Origin of the sequence: Prevotella sp. MGM2 (assembly GCF_002933955.1) — a bacterium.
Taxonomy (GTDB): Bacteria; Bacteroidota; Bacteroidia; order Bacteroidales; family Bacteroidaceae; genus Alloprevotella.
Genome location: NZ_BEWW01000052.1, coordinates 1 through 847 on the forward strand (window position 1 = coordinate 1; position 847 = coordinate 847).

The 847-nt window shown below is 47.3% G+C and carries 1 protein-coding gene; it reads right to left on the minus strand.

Going from position 1 to position 847, the window contains the following annotated elements:
• Nucleotides 1-398, minus strand: a 398-nt coding sequence (locus C5S62_RS01335; protein WP_275541719.1) for a glycoside hydrolase family 36 N-terminal domain-containing protein, incomplete at its 3' end; no start/stop codon positions are given.
• Between the last annotated feature and the right edge of the window lie 449 nt (nt 399-847).

Consider the following 847-nt stretch of genomic DNA (forward strand, 5'->3'; position numbering starts at 1 on the left):
ACATAAGCCACGTAATGGAGTTTCACTTCGGTCTTGTATACCGGATCGGACATTGTAATGACTGTTTCCTCCACGCCTTGCGCGGGAGTGCCGGTGGTGTGGCTCACGTAGGTAAGCAGCGTCGATTGGTTTCCGTCGGCATGGTTTACGTGGAGTGCCGGTTCATAATAGTCTTCCATGCCATGTGTCAGATAAGCCTCCGGCCCCTGTGGCAAAGCGGCATAATCTGCTTCATCCAACAACTTCCGTCCCAGATATTTCTGATGGAGACGACCGTTGCCATCTACCACGAGCACCATGCTTGTCTGGTCCGTTGCGATGACAATGGGTTTGACCTGAGCCTGTACACCTAAATTTATGAAGAGTACGAGACTGAGTAAAAAGGTCTTTAAATACATGATTGATTTAAATAAATTAAAATTAAGGATTAGCGGCGCAAAGATAATTCTTTTTATCAAGTCGGGCAAATTGTGACAATGGACGGGAAGTTTTCCGGTGATGGCGGAAGGCATTGCAGGAGACGCTATAAAGCCGGTTTGTCTATTAAAATATTATTGGGGGGGCCTGCCCCAAAAAGCCGTTCGTATATAATTATATGATTATTCAGGATTCGGGAGAAATGATTCAGAATGGTGGGGGACAACAGTTCCGGCAAAGCAATAGAAAACTCCCCGCAAATGGGCGGAACACGCGTGTTCCGCCCATTTGCGGGGAGAGGATGATGAATGTGTTTCTCTGAAGAAATCAGAGCGGGAAGGTCATTCCTAACGTTACGTTGGCATTGGTGCTGTTGAGCGGAATGAATTCCTTCGAAACCTTGCCAAGGAAACGGTCGGCACCGATGTAG